The sequence below is a fragment of the Luteimonas campi genome (genome assembly GCF_051162505.1).
GTDB lineage: Bacteria > Pseudomonadota > Gammaproteobacteria > Xanthomonadales > Xanthomonadaceae > Luteimonas.
On the sequence record NZ_JBNWEM010000002.1, the window covers coordinates 492,747 to 511,940 of the forward strand.

Annotated in this window: 16 protein-coding genes; 12 read left to right on the top strand and 4 right to left on the bottom strand. The window is 72.1% G+C overall.

Going from position 1 to position 19,194, the window contains the following annotated elements; translation table 11 throughout:
• Positions 1-91: 91 nt before the first annotated feature.
• A complete protein-coding gene (gene oleD, locus ACQYVW_RS07200) occupies positions 92-1,117 on the bottom strand; it encodes a 2-alkyl-3-oxoalkanoate reductase (protein WP_434946503.1) in 1,026 nt (341 codons plus the stop codon).
• Positions 1,114-2,760 (bottom strand): olefin beta-lactone synthetase, encoded by a 1,647-nt coding sequence (gene oleC / locus ACQYVW_RS07205; RefSeq protein WP_434946504.1) that lies wholly within the window; start codon positions 2,758-2,760, stop codon positions 1,114-1,116. Before oleC ends, oleD begins: the two co-directional genes overlap by 4 nt.
• 240 nt (positions 2,761-3,000) lie before the next feature.
• Between oleC and ACQYVW_RS07210 the strand changes: the two genes are divergently transcribed.
• The 3 genes from ACQYVW_RS07210 (at position 3,001) to ACQYVW_RS07220 (ending at position 4,823) form a co-directional block, all read left to right on the top strand.
• A complete protein-coding gene (locus ACQYVW_RS07210; RefSeq protein ID WP_434946505.1) occupies positions 3,001-3,648 on the top strand; it encodes a TenA family protein in 648 nt (215 codons plus the stop codon).
• Positions 3,648-4,316, top strand: coding sequence for a thiaminase II (gene tenA / locus ACQYVW_RS07215; RefSeq protein WP_434946506.1), 669 nt, complete (start codon positions 3,648-3,650; stop codon positions 4,314-4,316). The genes ACQYVW_RS07210 and tenA overlap by 1 nt, the downstream gene beginning before the upstream one ends.
• Before the next feature lie 75 nt (positions 4,317-4,391).
• On the top strand, positions 4,392-4,823 hold the full coding sequence (locus tag ACQYVW_RS07220) for a YkgJ family cysteine cluster protein (protein WP_434946507.1): 432 nt from the start codon (positions 4,392-4,394) through the stop codon (positions 4,821-4,823).
• A gap of 41 nt (positions 4,824-4,864) precedes the next feature.
• On the opposite strand, the gene ACQYVW_RS07225 is transcribed toward ACQYVW_RS07220, so the two are convergent.
• On the bottom strand, positions 4,865-5,707 hold the full coding sequence (locus tag ACQYVW_RS07225; RefSeq protein WP_434946861.1) for an alpha/beta fold hydrolase: 843 nt from the start codon (positions 5,705-5,707) through the stop codon (positions 4,865-4,867).
• Positions 5,708-5,887: 180 nt separating this feature from the next.
• Here ACQYVW_RS07225 and ACQYVW_RS07230 point away from each other — a divergent pair, with 180 nt between their 5' ends.
• Both ACQYVW_RS07230 and ACQYVW_RS07235 read left to right on the top strand, forming a co-directional pair.
• A complete protein-coding gene (locus ACQYVW_RS07230) occupies positions 5,888-6,490 on the top strand; it encodes a biliverdin-producing heme oxygenase (protein ID WP_434946508.1) in 603 nt (200 codons plus the stop codon).
• Positions 6,480-8,222 carry a GAF domain-containing protein gene (locus ACQYVW_RS07235; protein ID WP_434946509.1) on the top strand — a complete coding sequence of 581 codons (1,743 nt, stop codon included), beginning with the start codon at positions 6,480-6,482 and terminating at the stop codon, positions 8,220-8,222. Before ACQYVW_RS07230 ends, ACQYVW_RS07235 begins: the two co-directional genes overlap by 11 nt.
• Positions 8,223-8,243: 21 nt before the next feature.
• On the opposite strand, the gene ACQYVW_RS07240 is transcribed toward ACQYVW_RS07235, so the two are convergent.
• Complete coding sequence (locus ACQYVW_RS07240) at positions 8,244-9,230, bottom strand: siroheme synthase (protein ID WP_434946510.1); 987 nt, start codon at positions 9,228-9,230, stop codon at positions 8,244-8,246.
• 91 nt (positions 9,231-9,321) lie between these two features.
• Here ACQYVW_RS07240 and ACQYVW_RS07245 point away from each other — a divergent pair, with 91 nt between their 5' ends.
• From ACQYVW_RS07245 to cobA, 7 genes are all read left to right on the top strand, one after another.
• Complete coding sequence (locus ACQYVW_RS07245; protein ID WP_434935106.1) at positions 9,322-9,897, top strand: ANTAR domain-containing response regulator; 576 nt, start codon at positions 9,322-9,324, stop codon at positions 9,895-9,897.
• The gene (locus tag ACQYVW_RS07250) at positions 9,894-10,952 is read left to right on the top strand and encodes a CmpA/NrtA family ABC transporter substrate-binding protein (protein ID WP_434946511.1); all 1,059 of its coding nucleotides are present in this window, start codon (positions 9,894-9,896) and stop codon (positions 10,950-10,952) included. Before ACQYVW_RS07245 ends, ACQYVW_RS07250 begins: the two co-directional genes overlap by 4 nt.
• Before the next feature lie 401 nt (positions 10,953-11,353).
• Complete coding sequence (locus tag ACQYVW_RS07255) at positions 11,354-12,523, top strand: nitrate/nitrite transporter (RefSeq protein WP_434946862.1); 1,170 nt, start codon at positions 11,354-11,356, stop codon at positions 12,521-12,523.
• A 13-nt stretch (positions 12,524-12,536) separates the two neighbouring features.
• Entirely contained in the window at positions 12,537-15,008 is a 2,472-nt protein-coding gene (gene nirB / locus ACQYVW_RS07260) for a nitrite reductase large subunit NirB (protein ID WP_434946512.1), read from the top strand.
• Positions 15,005-15,379, top strand: coding sequence for a nitrite reductase small subunit NirD (gene nirD, locus ACQYVW_RS07265; protein WP_434946513.1), 375 nt, complete (start codon positions 15,005-15,007; stop codon positions 15,377-15,379). The genes nirB and nirD overlap by 4 nt, the downstream gene beginning before the upstream one ends.
• On the top strand, positions 15,379-18,159 hold the full coding sequence (locus ACQYVW_RS07270; protein WP_434946514.1) for a nitrate reductase: 2,781 nt from the start codon (positions 15,379-15,381) through the stop codon (positions 18,157-18,159). The genes nirD and ACQYVW_RS07270 overlap by 1 nt, the downstream gene beginning before the upstream one ends.
• 23 nt (positions 18,160-18,182) lie before the next feature.
• Complete coding sequence (cobA, locus tag ACQYVW_RS07275; RefSeq protein ID WP_434946515.1) at positions 18,183-19,025, top strand: uroporphyrinogen-III C-methyltransferase; 843 nt, start codon at positions 18,183-18,185, stop codon at positions 19,023-19,025.
• The last annotated feature ends 169 nt before the right edge of the window (positions 19,026-19,194 follow it).

The window sequence follows — 19,194 nt, forward strand, 5'->3', positions numbered from 1 at the left end:
GCCCGTTGGAAGGATGCACGGCCACGCTACGGCAGCCCCGGTCGCGGGTTGGTGAGAACGGGGTGAGGCCGTCGTGAACGGCCCAGGCCGTTCAGGGGCTGGTGTCGGTGACGGCCCAGGCCGTCCGCAGCCGGCGCAGCCCTTCCTCGATCGACACCCGCGGTACGTAGCCGAAATCGCGCCGCGCCGGCTCCATCGAGTACCAGTGGCTGGTGCTGAGCTGCTCGGCCAGGAATCGCGTCATCGGCGGTTCGCCACGCAGCCGCAGTAGCGGCCACAACGTTTCGCAGACCGCGCCGATCGCGTACGCGGCCGCGAACGGAATCGTGCCCTCGACCCGCGGCGCACCCGCCGCGGCCAACAGCGCGTTGACGATCTCGCGCGTGGCCATCGGTTCGCCGTTGCTGATGAAGTAGGCGCGCCCGGCACAGGCCGCGCCGGGCGCGAGGTGTTCGAACGCATCGAAATGCGCCTGTGCGGCGTTGTCGATGTAGGTGGTGTCGATGCGGTTGCCGCCATCGCCGACCAGGCGCAGGCGCCCGGCCCGGGCGCGCTCCACCAGGCGCGGCAGGATCTGCTGGTCGCCCGGGCCCCAGATCAGCCGTGGACGCAGCGCGATGGTCGCCAACGTGGCGCCATCGGCCAGCGCGCGGCCGTTGGTGGCCAGCACTTCCTTCTCGGCGATCAGCTTGGTGGTCGCGTATGGCGCCTTGAAGCCTTCGCCATAGGGCACGCTGTCGGCGGTGCCGCCCTCGACCGGATGGGTCTTGCGATGGGTGACGCTGGGCGTGGAGGTGTAGACCAGCCGGCCAATGCCGTGGGCCACGCAAGCGTCGAGCACGTTGCGGGTGCCGACCACGTTGGCCCGGTGGTAGCTCTCGTAGCTGCCCCAGGCACCGGCCTTGGCGGCGTTGTGGAAGATCGCCTGCACGCCCTGCGCGGCTGCGCGCACGGCGCCGGCGTCGGCCAGGTCGCCCTGCAGCTGGCGTACGCCCAGGGCGTCGAGCGCCGGGTAGTGGCCGCGATTGAAGCTCACGACCTCGTGGCCGCGCTCGACCAGGCCGCGGCACAGCGCCTGCCCGAGGAAACCGCCGCCGCCGGTGACGAGGATCTTCATGCCAGGCTCCCGATGCGGGTGGCGGCCCATCGCGCGAGCGCTTCGCGGCCGATCTTGGCGTTGTGGCGGATATCGACCGGGAAACGCGGATGGAACAGCACCGTGTAGATAGCCGCGGTATGCGCGAAGCGCGCGCCGATGGCGCGCAGCTCCGTGGCGATGCGCGCGTGCTGAGCGGCCCCGCCACCAGCAACGAGTTCGACGCACAGCACCGGTCGCTGCACGCCGCGCGCGCCCACGCCCACCAGCGCGGTGCGGCGCACCTCCGGGTGCACGTTGAACACCGGCTCGACCTGCTCGGTGTAGAGCGGCCCTGCGGCGGTCTCGACCCGGTGCGACTTGCGGCCGCAGAACCACAGCCGCCCCGCGTCGTCGAACCAGCCCAGGTCGCCCATGCGGTGGACGATGCGCTCGCCGCCGTCGGGCAGGCGCTCACGGATCTTGGCCAGCCGCGTCTGCGCCTCGCGGTTGAAGTAGGCATCGGTCGCACTGGGTCCGGCCACGGTGATCTCGCCCACCTCGCCCGGCGCGACCAGCAGGCTGTCCGACCAGTCGGCGATCGCCTCGTCGCCGGTGCGGATGATGCGCACCTCGTTCGGGGGCACCGGTCGGCCCACGCAGGTGCCCGCGCCGCATTCGGTACGTTCGCGCAGCTGCAGCAGTTCGCGGCCCTCGATCACCGCCACCGGCAGGCATTCGGTCGCCCCGTAAGGCGTCCAGAAGCCGGCTTCAGCCGGCAACAGTTCCAGCATCCTGGCCACCACGTCCGGCGGCACCGGCGCACCGGCCGAAGTCACCCGCCTGATCGTGGGCAAGGGGGCGCCATGTCCGGCCAGCACCCGCATCAGCGCCGGCGAGCCGAACAGCTGGTCCACGCCGAAACGCGCGATCGCCGCATGCAGTTTCGCCGGATCGGCCGCGGCCGGGCGGGTGGGGTCCATGTCGGGGATGATCGAGGTCAGCCCCAGGGCGGGATCGAACAGCGCGAACGGCGGGAAGGTGGGGAAATCGACGCCGCCGGCCGCGATCCCGAACGCGTCGCGCAGCATGTCGATCTGCGCCACGAAATGCCGGTGGCGGTAGACCACGCCCTTGGGCACGCCGGTCGATCCGCTGGTGAACAGGATCGCGGCGACTTCGTCGGGCGCGGTGTCGCTCAGCTGTGGACCGGCGCCGGCGCCATCGCGTTCGACTTCGGCGAGGCTCGCGTCGGCCAGCAGCGCGCGGCGGCCGGTGGTGATGCGGACCCGCGCCGACTTCGCCCAGCCCAGCAGCACCCGCGCCAGCTGCGCCAGCGGGATGCCGATGAAGGCTTCCGGCTGCGCCTCATTAAGGCACTGGCGCAATGCGCGGCGGTCGATGCCCGGATCCACCAGCACCGGCACCGCGCCGGCCTTGAACAGCGCGAACATCAGCAGGAAGAACTCCGGCGTGGGCCGCACCATCAGCACCGTGCGCGTGCCGCGCACGATGCCGCGGCGGGCCAGGCCGGCGGCGATGGCATCGCTGCGGGCATCGAGTTCGCCATAGCTGAGCGAGACGGCGTAGTCGCCGCGCGGGCCGGGGCAGCGCATGGCGATGCGCGAGGGCGCCTCGGCGGCCAGCCGCGGCAGCGCGGCGGCGATGTTGCAGGGAGCGGTCATGGGGCGATTATCGCCGACTGGCGCGGGCGGAGCCTGCGGCGCACCGCCGTGCAGGCGGGCCGCCCGTTCCATCGGCTGCCGGTGCCTTCGCTGGAGCTTCGGTCCTGCATCGGCGCGGCATTCCCGCACCCGGGCCATCGTGGCCGCAGCCGAAGCAGGACGGGCTGCCCGCGCATGGACGTTCCGCCGCCGGCGGCCGACAATCGCGCCGCCCTTACGCTCCGACAGGAAACAGACACGATGGATCCGGCTTTCAACGAACGCCTGCGCGCCGAGCATGCCGCGGCCTGGACGCAGGCGGTCGAGCACCGCTTCGTGCGCGAACTGTGCAGCGGCCGCATCGGGGATGCGGCGATGGCGCGCTACCTGGTGCAGGACCATCGCTTCATCGACGCTTTCGTGACCCTGCTCGGTGCGGCCATCGCCAGCGCCGACCGGTTCGAGTCGCGGCTGCGCCTGGGCCGCTTCGCCGGCATGGTCTGCAGCGAGGAGAACGACTACTTCCTGCGCGCCTTCGAGGCACTGGGCGTGGACCAGCACGCACGCACGGCCGCCCCCGACGCCGCACCGACCGCCGGCTTCAAGGCGCTGATGCGCGAGGCCGCGGCCACGCGCTCCTACGCCGTCGCGCTGGCGGTGCTCAACGTGGCAGAAGGCCTGTACCTGGACTGGGCGCAGCGCGCGCCGCAGCCTCTTCCGGACAACTTCGTCCACGCCGAATGGATCACCCTGCACGACAACCCCTTCTTCGAGGAGTTCGTCGGTTTCCTGCGCGCCGAACTCGACCGCGTGGGCCCGGCGGAGGAGGCGCTGGCGCGCGACTTCTTCGCGCGCGCGGTGGCGCTGGAGCTGGCGTTCTTCGACGCCGTGTACGCGGAGGCCGGCTGATGTCGCTGCTCGAACGCCTCAAGGCCGCGGCCGCCGACGACTGGAACGCCTACGTCGACCACGCCTTCGTGCGCGGCCTGGGCGACGGCAGGCTGCCGGCAACCGGCTTCCGCCACTACCTGGTGCAGGACTACCTGTTCCTGATCCAGTTCGCGCGCGCGCACGCGCTGGCCGCCTGCAAGGCACGCACGCTTGCCGACATGCGCGCGGCCAAGGACGGCCTGGCCGCGATCGTGGACGTGGAAATGAACCTGCACCTGCGCCTGTGCGAACGCTGGGGGCTGTCGGCCGCCGAAGTGGAGGCCACGCCCGAACACGCCGCCACGGTGGCCTATACGCGCTGGGTGCTGGACATCGGCATGTCCGGCGACCTGCTCGACCTGCAGGTCGCGCTGACGCCCTGCACCCTGGGCTATGCGGAGATCGGGCGAAGGCTGGCGCCGCAGGGCGCGGCCGCGCTCGACCCCCGGCACCCCTATCGCGAGTGGATCGGCGAGTACGCCGGCGACGCCTTCCAGGCCGTGGCCGCCCACGCCGACGCCTGGCTGGACGACCTGGACCGGCGCTACGGCAGCGCCGCCCGCTTCCCCGAGCTGGTGGCGATCTTCGCCAAGGCGGCGCGATTGGAGGCGGGCTTCTGGCAGATGGGGCTGGACGCGGCCCGCTGAACCACCGGAACCCGGCGCTTGCGCACGACCCGGCCGGACCGGAAGATCCGCGTCCTGTCCCCGCGCGCGACCGCCATGACCCACCCCTGTCTCAGCTGCGGCGCCTGCTGTGCGCAGTACCGGGTGGCGTTCCACTGGATGGAGTCGGACCAGGCGGCCGAGGGCGGCGTGCCCGCCGAGCTGACCGAGCGCCTGGACGCGCACCGGCTGTGCATGCGCGGCACCCGCAGCGAGCCGGTGCATTGCGTGGCGCTGGATGCGCGCATCGGCGAGTACTCGCGCTGCACGATCCATCCGCGCCGTCCGTCCGTGTGCCGCGAGGTGGACGCGTCCTGGGAATACGGCGCGGCCAGCGCGCAATGCGACCGTGCGCGCCTCGCGCACGGCCTGTCGCCGCTGACGCTCGCCGACTGGCGCTGGCGCGACGCGGCCGACAACGACGACGACCAGCCCGACGACAACGGCAGCAGCCCGCCCACGCCCCGGCTGCCTCCCGTGGCGGCCTGAGCGAGATCATGGACGTGCGGCGGCGCGGTGCGCCGGCCGGACTACAGCGGGTGACGCTCCAGGAAGTCGCGCACCGCCGGCACCAGCACCTCGTGCTTGTCCTCGAGCACGTAATGGCCGGCATCGTCGAAGGCCATCACCTCCGCGCCCGGCAGGTCCTTGCGGAAACGCGCCAGGAAATGGTGGTCGAACACGAAATCCTTCAGCCCCCATCCGATGAAGACGGGCCGGTCGGCATAGCGCGGCAGCGCTTTTCCGGCGGCTTCGAGCAGCGGCCAGGCCCGGTCCTTCTCCGACAGCGGGATGTCCTGCATGAAGCGCACGGTGGAGATGCGGTGCTTCCATGAGTCGTAGGGCGCGACGTAGGCCCGCCGCACCTCGGCCGGCATGCGTCGTTCGACGCCCAGCCACGACGCGCCGGCCGAGAACGCGTTGAAGCCGCGGATCACCAGCTCGCCGAGGTTGTAGTCGCGACCCAGCGCGATCTGCCAGGGCATGGCCTTGTCGGCCGGCATCGGGAAGGCGGCGGTGTTGAGCACCACCAGCCGGCGCACCTGCGGCATGTGCGAGAGCGCCCAGCCGAAGCCGATCATTCCGCCCCAGTCGTGCACCGCCAGGGTCACCGGCCCGTCCACGCCCAGATGCGCGAGCAGCGCCTGCAGATCGTCCACGCGCGACTGCAGGGTGTAGTCGTAGCGCGGCAGCGCGCGGACCGCGTCGTCGGGTTTGTCCGACAGGCCCATGCCGATGTGGTCGGGCACGATGCAGCGGTAGCGGTCGCGCAGCCCGCGCACGAGGTGACGCCAGTAATAGCTCCACGACGGGTTGCCGTGGACCATCACCACGACCTCGCCCTGGCGCGGGCCCTCGTCGAGGTAGTGCATGCGGATGCCCGGCCGCACTTCGAGGTGATGGCTGGCGAAGTCGTAGTCGGGAAAGCGCACGGCACAGGTCGCGGAGGTCGGGCGCGCATTGTAAGCGGCGGCTCGCGCGGGCCGGTCACGCTCACATGACTGAACAGGCCCGGCCACGGCGGAACGCGCCCCTCCGGTATGCTGGCCGCAATGATCCCCACCCCCCTTCCGATTCCGGCGGCCCCCGGCCCCGGCCCCGCGCATGCGCGCCTGCGGGCCGCCACCGCGGAGCTGCACGCCGGGATCGACGGGCTGTTCGGCAACGGTCTCGATTCGCCCGGCCATTACCGGCGCTACGTGCTGGGCATGCACCGTTTCACGGTGGACTTCGAGATCGCCACCGATGCGCTGCCGCAGCAGTCGGCCTGGCTGGCGAACGATCTGACCTGGCTGGCGCTCGATCCCCTGACCGCGCAGGGCGTGCAGGATACGGCAGCGGACGCGGCCACCCGGCTGGGCTGGCGCTACGTCATGGCCGGCAGCAGCATGGGTGCGCGCGGGCTGCTGCGCGACGCGCGGCGCCTGGGCCATGGCGAGGGCCGGGGTGCGACCTTCCTGTCGCGGCATGCGGCCTCGGACGAATGGGCCCGCCTGCGCGCGTCCCTGCAGGCCTTCGATGCGGACGATGCGCCCCGCATGGCCAGCGCGGAGGCCGGCGCGCGCGCGGCGTTCGCGCTGGTGCGCACCTGCTTCGAACGCAGCTTCGACCGCATTCCTTCCACTGCCGAGACCGCAACTGCCGATGACCCCTGAAATGGAACGCGCCCTGCAGACCTGCGCCAGCGAACCGATCCACCTGTCCGGCGCCATCCAGCCGCACGGCTACCTGATCAGCTGCCGCCTGCCCGACTGGTCGATCCACCATGTCTCGGCCAACATCGAGGCGCTCACCGGCGCGGCCCCGGAGGACATGCTGCGCCACCCGCTGCGCGAATTCATCACCGGCGACGTCATCCAGACCATTTCCGAAACCGTGGGCTTCGCTGATCCCGGCGGCCCGTCGCAGCGCGCGGCGGTGGCCAACATCGGGCCGATGGCCACGCTGTGCGAGGTGAGCGTGCACGCCATCGACGGACTGGTGCACATCGAGATCGAGCCGCAGCAGCGCGGCGCCGGCGACCGTTCGCCGACCGTGGTGGCGCAGGCGATGATCGCGCGCGTAGCCGCCGGCAGCGAGGACGAGGGCGCCTTCCACCAGCGCGTGGTCGAGCAGGTGCGCCTGTTGACCGGCTACGACCGGGTGATGGTCTACCGCTTCCGCCACGACGATTCGGGCGAGGTGGTGGCCGAGGCGCGCGACGGGGACATGCCCTCCTACCTGGGCCTGCGCTACCCGGCCTCGGATATCCCGGTGCAGGCGCGACGGCTCTACCTGCACAACCGCATCCGCGTGATCCCCGACGCGCGCTACGCGCCGGTGCCGGTGCTGCCCGACCGCGGTGCCGGCGGCCAGCCGCTGGACCTGAGCCAGATGTCGCTGCGCAGCGTCTCGCCGGTGCACCTGGAGTACCTGGCCAACATGGGCGTGGCCGCGTCGATGTCGATCTCGATCGTCGCCGGCGGCCGCCTGTGGGGCCTGATCGCCTGCCACCACCGCGAGGTGCGCCACGTGCCGCCGGGCGTGCGCGCCGCGGCGGACCTGTTCGGGCTGTTCGTCTCGATGCGCGTGGCCGCGCGCGAACAGCAGGAGGCCACGCGGCTGGAGGACGAGGCGCGCGCGGTGCGCGATGCGCTGGCGCTGCGGCTGTCGCGGGCCGCGTCCGGGCGCGCCGCACTGCAGGACGAACTGGAGCTGGTGCGGCGCACCATGCCGTCCGACGGCGTCGCGCTGCTGCGGGACGGGCAGTGGCGCACGGCCGGACGCACGCCGCCGGCCACGTGCATCGCCGGCGTCCAGGCCTGGCTCGCGCACGCGGCCCAGGCCGGCGCGCCGGTCGCGACCGCGCGCGCCGCCGACTGGAATGCGCAGGATGGGTCCACCGACGGCATCGCCGGGGTGCTGGCGCTGCCGCTGGATCCGGTGCGCGGCGAATGGCTGCTGTTCTTCCGCTGCGAGGAAGTGGAGGACGTGCGCTGGGCCGGCCGCCCGGACGAACCCTTCGTGATCGACGCCGACGGCACGCGCATCGGCCCGCGCAGGAGCTTCGCGGCCTGGAACGAGACCGTGCGCGGCGCCAGCGAACCCTGGAGCGACGCGGCGCTGCGCATGGCCGCGCGCCTGCAGCTGGTGCTGCGCGACCACTTCCGCGATCCGGGCGCGACCGGACGAGTGGTGGAAGAGCTGCGCGCCCGGCGTGGCCACCTCGACGTGTACGAGCATCGCAGCCGGCTGCAGCAGATGTCCGAGTTGCTGGAAAGCCTGGTGCACGTGAACCCGGTCGAGACCGTGGTGCTGGCCGAGCGCATCTCCCGGCTCGAGGAAGACCTGCAGCGGCTGGTGATGGCCTCCGGCCACGCACGCGATCCGTTGGCGACGGCGGAGTAGGCGCGCGCCGCAGGGCGGCGATCAGCCGCCTGCGGAGGCGATGCCCGGATGCAGCTCGCAGGGCCACGGATCCTGCGCAAGGCTCGCCGCGATCGCGTCGAACGGCGCCACGCGGAATCCGTCGCCCGGTCGCAGCCAGACCGCATGGCGACCCGCGGCCGCATGCGCGCGCAGCTGCGCCTGCGCACCGTCCGGCGCCGCCGCGGCGGCTTCACGCGCGGCGTCCTTGCGCGCCAGCGCCAGCACCGCGTCCGTCACGCCCGGATCGACGACCAGCACGTCGGCGAGGTTCATCGCCCGCAGCGCGGCGAGGCTGAGCTGGCCGGGATCACCGGGGCCGGCGCCCACCAGGCTGAGGCGGCCGCCGCCGGCCGGATGCCCCGACTCGAGCAGCGCCAGGAAGGTGGCCTCGGCCTCCGCGTCGTGGCCGGCGCGCAACAGCGCCGGTACGGCGCCGTCGATGACCGCGTCGAACCAGCGCCGGCGCCGGGCCAGGTCCGGCAGGCGCGCGCGGATCGCGGCGCGGTGGGTGGCGAACAGCGTCGCCAGCGGCCCCAGCGCGGGGTCGAGTTCGGTCTCCAGCCGTTCGCGCAGGCGCCGCGCCAGCATCGGCGCCGCGCCACCCGAAGAGATCGCCAGCTGCAGCGGGGCGCGATCGATCACCGCCGGCACCTGGAAGCTCGACAGGCCCGCGTCGTCGACCACGTTGACCAACAGCCCGCGCGCGTCGGCCTGCGCGGCCAGGCGCGCGTTGAGCGATGCATCGTCGGTCGCCACCACCAGCAGCCGCGCCGACGCGAGCCAGGCGTCGTCGAAGCCGCCGTCCAGGCGCTCGATCCGGCCCTGCGCCTGCAGCGCGACCAGTTGCGGGTGCAACTCATGGGCGTGCAGCCGCACCCGCGCGCCGGCATGCAGCAGCGCCTCGATCTTGCGCAGCGCCACGTCGCCGCCGCCCACCACCAGCACCTCGCGACCGGCCAGGTCGACGAACATCGGATACAGCGGCATCGCGGCCTCCTTGGCAATCCGCGCCGGTTGCGCTTATGTTGCAGGGCAACATAGCGCCAACCCCTCCTCCCCGCCAGCTGCCGAGACGCGCATGCCGCGCATCCTGCTGATCAACGACACCGCCAAGCCGATCGGCGAGCTGCGCGCGGCCCTGGTCGAGGCCGGGCACGAGGTGCTGGACGGGATCGACGGCGCCGCCGCCCTGCTGCGGGCCGTGGAGACGCATCGGCCGGACGTGGTGATCCTCGACGTGGACTCGCCTTCGCGCGACACGCTGGAACAGCTGGCGATGCTGCATCGGCACGCGCCCAGGCCGGTGGTGATGTTCTCGGCCAGCGACGACGAGCAGCTGATCCGCGCAGCGGTCGGTGCGGGCGTGGCCGCCTACGTGGTCGACGGGCTGGCGCCCTCGCGGCTGCGCCCGATCGTGCAGCTGGCGCTGGCGCGTTTCGAACAGGAGGCGCAGCTGCGCCAGCAGCTCGAAGGCGTGCAGCAGCAACTGCAGGACCGCAAGACGATCGAACAGGCCAAAGGCCTTCTGATGGAGAAGCGCGGCATGAGCGAACGCGAGGCCTACGCGGCCCTGCGCCAGCAGGCGATGCGGCAGAACCTGAAGCTGGCCGAGCTGGCGCGGCGCATCGTGGCCATGGCGGACCTGATCGGATGAGCCGCCCCCACGCCACACCGCGCACCCTGCGCGTGGGCTACATGCCGCTGGTGGACTGCGCACCGCTGGCGGCGGCGGTCCGGCTGGGGCTCGACCGTCGCCATGGCCTGCAGCTGGAACTGCTGCGCCAGGGCTCGTGGGCGGCGGTGCGCGACAAGCTGCTGTCGGGCGAACTCGATGCGGCCCACGCGCTGGCCGGCATGGTCTACGGCATCGAGGCCGGCATCGGCGGTCCGCGCGGGCAGATGGCGGTGCTGATGGCGCTCAACCAGAACGGCCAGGCGATCGTGCTGGCGCCGGGGCCGGCGCAGGCGCTGGCGGACGGCGCGCCGCTGCGCGAGGCTTTGCAGGTGGACGCGCGCGCACCGCGGCTGGCGCAGACCTTCCCCACCGGCACCCATGCCATGTGGCTGTACTACTGGCTGGCCGCGCAGGGCATCGACCCGCTGCACCAGATCCGGGTACTGACCCTGTCGCCGGCGGACATGCCCGCGGCGCTGGCGCGCGGTGAGATCGACGGCTACTGCGCGGGCGAGCCCTGGGCGGGGCAGGCCGAGGCCAGCGGCGTCGGCCTGCGCGTGATCCGCAGCGACCGGATCTGGCCCGGGCATCCGGAAAAGGTGCTGGCCTGCCGCCGCAGCTTCGCCGCGCTCGAGCCGGACATCGCCACCGCCCTGACGGCCGCAGTGCTCGAGGCCTGCCGCTGGCTCGACGAGGATCCGCAGCACCGGATCCAGGCCGCGCAGTGGCTGGCCGAGGGCATGATCGACCTGCCGCCCGCGCGCCTGGCCGAATGCCTGCTGGCCGGCGGCAGCGGCCTGCGCTTCCACGGCGACGGCGCGGTCAACTTCCCCTGGCTGTCGGACGGACGCTGGTTCCTGCACCAGTTCCGCCGCTGGGGCTGGCTGCCGCCGGACGCCGACGGCGACGACGCCCTGCTGGCCGAGGTGCACCGCATCGACGCCTACCGGCTGGCCGCCCTGCAGGCCGGCGTCCCGCTTCCGCGCGGCGATACCCGCACCAGCATCCTGTTCGACGGGATGCGCTGGGAGTAGGCGGCGCACCGCCGTCACGCACCACCCAGGTGCGCCATCCGCACCAATTCAGTGCAGAACGTCGATTTCGGGAGCCCGCATTGCGCCCCTGCCGCGCGCAGCGCAGATGCAATCGCCTGATCCTGCGAGGATTTTCCAGATTGAGACAGGGGCCGGCACGGCTGGCACGCGTGTTGCGATGCAATAACCGTCGGGCGCAAAGGCGCGCCCGGCCTCCCTTCCCGACCGGGCGCCAACGACGGCAGCCCGGTCGCCGACAACGGCGTCTCTCCGGCCCACACCGGAGGACGCCGTTTTTCGTTTCGCCCTCCCCTCCCCGGTCGCGCCATTGGCGACGGCCCTCCTCCAAGGAGCGTGTACGGATGAACCGATCGTTCTGGCAGGCCGGCCATACGCCCACCCTGCTGTCGGCCTTCCTCTACTTCGACCTCAGCTTCATGGTCTGGTACCTGCTGGGGCCCATGCAGGTGCAGATCGCCGCAGCCCTGCAGCTCGACACCCAGCAGCGCGCGCTGATGGTGGCCGTGCCGATCCTGTGCGGCGCGGTGCTGCGCCTGTTCCTGGGCCTGCTCGCCGACCGCATCGGCGCCAAGCGCACCGGGCTGCTCGCCCAGGCGCTGGTGATCGCCGCCCTGCTGGTGGCCTGGCGGCTGGGCGTGCACAGCGTCGGCCAGGTGCTGCTGCTCGGCCTGGCACTGGGCGTGGCCGGCGCCTCGTTCGCGGTGGCGCTGCCGCTGGCCTCGCGCTGGTATCCGCCCGAGCACCAGGGCACGGCCATGGGCATCGCCGGCGCCGGCAATTCCGGCACGGTGCTGGCCGCGCTGTTCGCGCCGCTGCTGGCGGCGATGTTCGGCTTCCGCAACGTGTTCGGCCTGGCCTGCATCCCGCTGGTCGTGGTGCTGGTCGTGTTCGCGACCTGCGCGAAGGACGCGCCGGTGCCGGTGGCACGCAAGCGGCTGCGCGACTACGCGCAGGTGCTGGTGGGCAACCGCGACTCGTGGTGGTTCATGTGCTTCTACGCGATCACCTTCGGCGGCTTCGCCGGCTTCGCCAGCGCGCTGCCGGGATACTTCCACGACCAGTTCGGCTTCGAGCCCAAACTCGCCGGCTGGGCCACCGCCGCCTGCGTGCTGGCCGGTTCGGTGATGCGCCCGGTCGGCGGCGTGATCGCCGACCGCATCGGCGGCACCCGCACCCTGCTCGCGGTCTATCTGTCGGTCGCGGGCCTGGTCGCCGGCGCGGCGCTGGGGCTGGGCGGCGCGGTGGGCGTGGTCGCGCTGTTCGTGCTCACCCTGCTGAGCCTGGGCGCGGGCAACGGCGCGGTGTTCCAGCTGGTGCCGCAACGCTTCGGCCGCGACATCGGGCTGATGACGGGGCTGATCGGCATGGCCGGCGGCGTCGGCGGCTTCCTGCTCGCCGCGGGCCTGGGCGTGGTCAAGCAGCAGTCCGGCAGCTATGCGCCCGGCCTGTGGCTGTTCGTGGCGATCAGCCTCGCGGCCTGGGCGCTGTTGTTGAGCATCAAGCAGCAGTGGCGCAGCCAGTGGCTGGCGCTGGGCGCCGCGCGCATCTGACCCGGAGACGACGATGAAACAACCCCGCCTGGTGGTGGTCGGCAACGGCATGGCCGGTGTCCGCACGCTGGAAGAACTGCTCAAGCTGGTGCCCGGGATGTACGACATCACCGTGTTCGGCGCCGAGCCGCACCCCAACTACAACCGCATCCTGCTCTCGCCGGTGCTGGCGGGCGAGCAGGACTTCGACGACATCGTGCTCAATCCGCTGTCCTGGTACGCGGACCACGGCATCCGCCTGCACCTGGGCAAGACCGTCACCCGCATCGACCGCGTGCGCCGCACGGTGATCGCCGCCGATGGCACCGAGGCCGGATACGACCGCCTGCTGCTGGCCACCGGCTCGCTGCCCTTCATCCTGCCGGTGCCCGGCAAGGACCTGAGCGGCGTGATCGGCTACCGCGACATCCACGACACCCAGGCGATGATCGACGCGGCGAAGGTCAAGCGCCACGCGGTGGTGATCGGCGGCGGCCTGCTCGGGCTGGAGGCGGCCAACGGGTTGATGCTGCGCGGGATGGACGTGACCGTGGTGCACCTGGCGGGCTGGCTGCTCGAACGCCAGCTCGACCCGGTGGCCGGCGCGCTGCTGGAAAAATCCCTGGTCGAGCGCGGACTGAAGTTCCGGCTCAACACCTCCACCAGCGAGATCCTCGGCAACGACGCCGGCGAAGTCGTCGGCGTGCGCTTTTCCGACGGCAGCGAGATTCCCGCCGACCTGGTGGTGATGGCCGCAGGCATCCGCCCCAACACCGCGCTGGCGCAGGAAGCCGGCATCCACTGCAACCGCGGCATCGTGGTCAACGACTCGCTGCAGACCTTCGATCCGCGCGTGTACGCGGTCGGCGAATGCGCCGCGCACCGCGGCATCGCCTATGGCCTCGTGGCGCCGCTGTTCGAGCAGGCCAAGGTCTGCGCCAACCACCTGGCCAGCTTCGGCATCGGCATCTACAGAGGCTCGGCGGTGTCCACCAAGCTCAAGGTCACCGGCATCGACCTGTTCTCGGCCGGCGAGTTCATGGGCGGCGACGGCACCGAGGAGATCGTGCTCAGCGATCCCGCAGGCGGCCTGTACAAGAAGCTGGTCATCCGCGACGACCGGCTGGTGGGCGCCTGCCTGTACGGCGACACCGGCGACGGCGCCTGGTACTTCAAGCAGATCAAGGACGGCGCCGCCATCGGCGACCGCCGCGACACCCTGGCCTTCGGCGAAGCCGCGCTGGGCGACTCGGGCACCGGCGGCCAGGACCGCGCCGCCGCGATGGGCGACGCCGACGAGGTCTGCGGCTGCAACGGCGTGTGCAAGGGCACCATCGTCAAGGCGGTGCGCGAGCAGGGCCTGTTCACCGTGGACGAGGTGAAAAAGCACACCAAGGCGGCCAGCTCCTGCGGCTCCTGCACCGGCCTGGTCGAGCAGATCCTGATGAACTGCCTGGGCTCGAACTTCCAGGAGACGTCCAAGACCAAGGCGGTGTGCGGTTGCACCGACCGCAGCCACGGCGAGGTGCGCCAGGCCATCCGCGAACACCACCTGGTCAGCCACGCCCAGGCCTACGCCTTCATGGAATGGCGCACGCCCAACGGCTGCGCCACCTGCCGGCCGGCGATCAACTACTACATGCTCTCGACCTGGCCGCGCGAGGCGATCGACGACCCGCAGAGCCGCTTCATCAACGAGCGCGCCCACGCCAACATCCAGAAGGACGGCACCTTCTCGGTGATCCCGCAGATGAAGGGCGGCGTGACCAACGCGTCCGAGCTGCGCCGCATCGCCGATGTCGCCGACAAGTACGCCGTACCGATGGTGAAGGTCACCGGCGGCCAGCGCATCGACCTGCTGGGGGTGAAAAAGGAGGACCTGGTCGACGTGTGGCGCGACCTCGGGATGAAGTCCGGCCACGCCTATGGCAAGTCGATCCGCACGGTGAAGACCTGCGTGGGCAGCGAGTTCTGCCGTTTCGGCACCCAGAACAGCCCCCAGATGGGCATCGACCTGGAGACGATGCTCGCCAACATGTGGAGCCCGCACAAGGTGAAGCTGGCGGTGTCCGGCTGCCCACGCAACTGCGCCGAGAGCGGCATCAAGGACGTGGGCATCATCGCGGTGGACTCGGGCTGGGAGATCCACGTCGGCGGCAACGGCGGCATCCGCACCGAGGTGGCGCGCTTCCTGTGCAAGGTGCGCACGGCAGACGAGGTGAAGGAATACACCGGCGCTTTCCTGCAGCTGTATCGCGAGGAGGCCTACTACCTGGACCGCACGGTGCACTACATCGAACGCGTGGGCCTGGACTACATCAAGCGCAAGGTGGTCGAGGACGCCGGCAGCCGCCGCGCGCTGTACGAGCGGCTGCTGTTCGCGCTCGAGGGCCTGCCCGATCCATGGGCCGCACGCATCGCCGGCGCGAAGCCGAAGGAATACGTACCGCTGACGATGGCCGCCGATGCGCCCCCGCGTCCGGCCGCGGTGGCGCTGGAGGAATGAGCATGAATGCGACACAGCATTGGCTGCACGTCTGCGCGATCGACGAGATCCCCCTGCTCGGCGCGCGCGTGCTGCGCCGAGCGGACGGCGAGGACATCGCCCTGTTCCGTCCCGCCATCGACCGCGTGTTCGCGCTGACCGACCGCTGCCCGCACAAGGGCGGACCGCTGTCGCAGGGCATCGTGGCCGGCGACACGGTGGCCTGCCCGCTGCACGGCTGGAACATCGCGCTCGACAGCGGACAGGCCTGCGCGCCCGACGTGGGCTGCGCGCGCCGCCATGCGGTGGAACTGCGCGGCGGCGAGGTGTGGCTGTCGCTCGCCGCGACGGTTCCCGCCGCCGAGGATCGCGACGCGGGCGTGGCCGCCTGATGGACGGCGGCCACGCCCTGCAACCGCAGGCGCGCACCACGCGCTCGACCTGCTGCTACTGCGGCGTGGGCTGCGGCGTGCTGGTGCACAGCCGGCGCGAGGCCGACGGCAGCGAGCAGATCACCGGCGTCGAAGGCGATCCCGCGCATCCGGCCAACTTCGGCCGGCTGTGCAGCAAGGGCCGCAGCCTGGCCGAGAGCGCGCGCAGCCTGCAGGGCCGGATCCTGCGGCCGGAGCTGCGCGCCACCCGCGGCGAGGCGCGCCGCGCGGTGGACTGGGGCCTGGCCCTGGACACAGTGGCCGACCGCCTGGCGCGGATCGTCGAGCGCCACGGGCCGGACGCGATCGCCTTCTATCTCTCCGGCCAGCTGCTGACCGAGGACTACTACGTCTTCAACAAGCTGGCCAAGGGCTTGCTCGGCACCGCCAACATCGACACCAATTCGCGCCTGTGCATGTCCAGCGCGGTCGCCGGCTACAGGCTGGCCTTCGGCGCCGACGGTCCGCCGACCTGCTATGAGGATCTGGAGCACGCCAGGACCGTGCTGTTCGCAGGCAGCAACGCGGCGTACGCGCATCCGGTGCTGTTCCGCCGGCTGGAAGAGGCGAAGGCGCGCGACCCGCAGGTGCGCTGGATCGTGGTCGATCCGCGCCGCACCGATACCGCAGCCATGGCCGACCTGCACCTCGCGATCCAGCCGGGCACCGACGTCGCGCTGTTCAACGGCATGCTCCACCACCTGGTCTGGGAAGGATTGCTGGACCAGGACTTCATCGCCGCGCATACCCACGGCTTCGGCGAGCTCAAGCAGCTGCTGCGCGAGTACACGCCGCGCATGTCGGCCGAACTCTGCGGCATCGAGGCCCAGGACCTGGTGACCGCGGCCGAATGGTTCGGACGCAGCGCTGCGGCGCTGTCGCTGTACTGCATGGGCCTGAACCAGTCCGCGCACGGCACCGACAAGAACCTCGCCCTGATCCACCTGCACCTGGCCACGCGCCAGCTCGGGCGCCCCGGCGCGGGGCCGTTCTCGCTCACCGGCCAGCCCAACGCCATGGGCGGGCGCGAGGTGGGCGGCATGGCGACCATGCTGGCCGCGCATCGCGAACTGGACAACCAGGCGCACCGCGCCGAGGTCGAGGCGCTGTGGTCGCTGGCGCCGGGGACGCTGCCGGCAAAGCCGGGGCTGGCCGCGGTGGAACTGTTCGACGCACTGCACAGCGGCAGGGTCAAGGCGGTCTGGATCGCCTGCACCAATCCCGCCCATTCGATGCCCGACATCGGCCGCGTGCGCGAAGCGCTGCAGCGCGCCGAGTACGTCATCGTGCAGGAGTGCTACGCCGGCACCGACACCGTGCCCTACGCCGACGCGCTGCTGCCGGCCAGCACCTGGGGCGAGAAGGAAGGCACGGTCACCAATTCCGAGCGGCGCATCTCGCGCGTGCGCGCGGCGGTGGCGCCGCCGGAGCAGGCGAAGCCGGACTGGTGGATCGCGCGCGAGGTCGCACTCAGGCTGGAGGCGAGACTCGCTGCGCCAGGAGCTGCGCCGCTGTTCGGCGCCGGGACGCCGGCGGCGATCTTCGACGAGCACCGTGCGCTCACGGTCGGTCGCGACCTCGACATCGGTGGACTCGACTATCCGCTGCTCGATCGCGGCGGTCCGCAGCAGTGGCCGATCCCCGCCGGAGCAACGGCCGGGCAGGCGCGGCGCTATGCGAACGGCGTGTTCGCCACCGCCGACGGCCGCGCGCACTTCCATCCCACGCCCTACCGCAGCGTTGCCGAACCGGTGTCGGCGCGTTATCCGCTGCGCCTGCTGACCGGACGTCTCCGCGACCAGTGGCACGGCATGTCGCGTACCGGCCGCGTGCCGGCGCTGTACGCGCACAACCCCGATCCGGCTCTGCGCATGCATCCGGAAGATGCCGCGCGACGCGGACTGAAGGCGGGCGAGCTGGTGCGCGTGGCCAGCAAACGCGGCGAACTGGTGCTGCCGCTGGAGCTGTCGGACGAGCTGTCCTCGGGCACGGTCTTCGCGGCCATGCACTGGAGCGGCCAGCACCTGTCGAACGGCGGCATCAACGCGGTCAGCCTGCCGGCGGTGGACCCGCGCTCGCGCCAACCCGAACTCAAGCACGCTGCCGTGCGTGTGGAGCGCGCCGGGTTCGCCTGGCATCTGCTCGCCGCGCGCCGCGGCAATGCGCTGGCGATGCGCGAGGCGCTGCAGCCGCTGCTGCGCGACTGCGGCTATGCCGGACTGTCGCTGCAGGCCGCGGCCGATGTCGATGCGGACACCGACGAAGGCGCGGACATCGCCTGGCTCGTGCTGCGCGCCGCATCGCCCGCCCCCATGCCCGCGGACTGGCTGGCCGCGCTGGATCGCGCGCTCGATCTCGGCGCCGGCCCCGACACGCTCGAGTACCGCGATGCGCGCCGCGGCCTGCTGCGGCGCGTGGCCTGGCGCGGCGGGGCGCCCGACAGCCGCATCGACGGCGTGCTCTGGAGCGGGCCGGACGCGGGCGGCGAAGCCCTGCTGCGCACGGCGCTTTCCGGTGCGCCCTGGCCGGGCCCGCGCCTGTCGGCCTTCACCACGCTCGCCAGCGTGGCGAGCGATCCCGTGGTCTGCGTCTGCCGGCAGGTCACCGAATCGGCGATCCGCAACGAAGTGCGCGCCGGGGCCGACCTCGCCGCCCTGCGCGAGCGGCTGGGCTGCGGCACGGTCTGCGGCTCCTGCACGCCCCAGCTGTTGCGCCTGGCCCGCGAGCCGGCGCGCGCCTGACCAGACCGCCACCGGAGAACGGCATGGCCCAGCACACGCAGCACCAGTCGTCCATCTCCGGCCGCATGCCCGCCGAAGTCGTCCTGCTCTCCGCCGGTCCCGGCGACCTCGAACTGCTGACGCTGAAGGCGGTGCGTGCGCTGGGGCAGGCCGAGGTGCTGCTGCTCGACGAGCTGGTGGATCCGGACATCGCCGCCTTCGCCCCCGACGCGCGCGTGGTCCGCGTCGGCAAGCGCGGCGGCTGTCGTTCGACGCCGCAGGACTTCATCTGCCGGCTGATGCGGCGCTACGCGCTGCAGGGCCTGCGGGTAGTGCGCGTGAAAGGCGGCGACGCACTGCTGTTCGGGCGCGCCGGCGAGGAGATCGCGTTCCTGCAGGCGGCCGGCCTCCAGGTCCGCGTCGTCAATGGCGTCAGCGCCGCGTTCGCCGCGGCCGCGGCGCTCGGCGTCTCGCTCACCCATCGCTCGCACTGCCACGGCGTCAGCTTCGTCACCGCGCACACCGCCGACCATGGCGAGCCCGACTGGGCCGCGCTGGCGCGCAGCGGAACCACCCTGGCCATCTACATGGGCCTGGCGCGGCGCGCGCGCATCGCCCGCGCGCTGATGGCGCACCTGCCGGCCGACACGCCGGCCGCGGTGGTGCTGGGGGCGTCGCGCCCGGACGAGCGATGCGTCCTCACCACGCTCGCCGGCCTCGCCGCGATGCCGGTCGAGGACGGTGCGCTGCCCGGTCTGATCCTGGTCGGCGATGCGCTCGGCGAGTCGCAGGTGGCCACGACGACGCGCGTCTTCGCCCCATCCAATGCGCGGCGTGAGGACGCGATCCGCAGCACGCCCGTCGAACATGCGCAAGCGCATGGATGAACAGCTTCAGGCAGGCGCGAATGCCGTGCCGGACGACCATGAAAATTCACACGGGCTTTATTTGAGCGCGTTGTAGATTGCCTTCGACGCTCACGCATGTCCCCCACGATCTGCGCCGGCTTCCCTACCGACTTTCCGCTGCCTCCGTCCGGGGGCGGTGCGAGGCCGT

Coding starts and splice junctions, on each gene's coding strand:
- oleD (WP_434946503.1), bottom strand. CDS start 1,117: ATGAAGATCCTCGTCACCGGCGGCGGCGGTTTCCTCGGGCAGGCGCTG.
- oleC (WP_434946504.1), bottom strand. CDS start 2,760: ATGACCGCTCCCTGCAACATCGCCGCCGCGCTGCCGCGGCTGGCCGCC.
- ACQYVW_RS07210 (WP_434946505.1), top strand. CDS start 3,001: ATGGATCCGGCTTTCAACGAACGCCTGCGCGCCGAGCATGCCGCGGCC.
- tenA (WP_434946506.1), top strand. CDS start 3,648: ATGTCGCTGCTCGAACGCCTCAAGGCCGCGGCCGCCGACGACTGGAAC.
- ACQYVW_RS07220 (WP_434946507.1), top strand. CDS start 4,392: ATGACCCACCCCTGTCTCAGCTGCGGCGCCTGCTGTGCGCAGTACCGG.
- ACQYVW_RS07225 (WP_434946861.1), bottom strand. CDS start 5,707: ATGCACTACCTCGACGAGGGCCCGCGCCAGGGCGAGGTCGTGGTGATG.
- ACQYVW_RS07230 (WP_434946508.1), top strand. CDS start 5,888: ATGATCCCCACCCCCCTTCCGATTCCGGCGGCCCCCGGCCCCGGCCCC.
- ACQYVW_RS07235 (WP_434946509.1), top strand. CDS start 6,480: ATGACCCCTGAAATGGAACGCGCCCTGCAGACCTGCGCCAGCGAACCG.
- ACQYVW_RS07240 (WP_434946510.1), bottom strand. CDS start 9,230: ATGCCGCTGTATCCGATGTTCGTCGACCTGGCCGGTCGCGAGGTGCTG.
- ACQYVW_RS07245 (WP_434935106.1), top strand. CDS start 9,322: ATGCCGCGCATCCTGCTGATCAACGACACCGCCAAGCCGATCGGCGAG.
- ACQYVW_RS07250 (WP_434946511.1), top strand. CDS start 9,894: ATGAGCCGCCCCCACGCCACACCGCGCACCCTGCGCGTGGGCTACATG.
- nirB (WP_434946512.1), top strand. CDS start 12,537: ATGAAACAACCCCGCCTGGTGGTGGTCGGCAACGGCATGGCCGGTGTC.
- nirD (WP_434946513.1), top strand. CDS start 15,005: ATGAGCATGAATGCGACACAGCATTGGCTGCACGTCTGCGCGATCGAC.
- ACQYVW_RS07270 (WP_434946514.1), top strand. CDS start 15,379: ATGGACGGCGGCCACGCCCTGCAACCGCAGGCGCGCACCACGCGCTCG.
- cobA (WP_434946515.1), top strand. CDS start 18,183: ATGGCCCAGCACACGCAGCACCAGTCGTCCATCTCCGGCCGCATGCCC.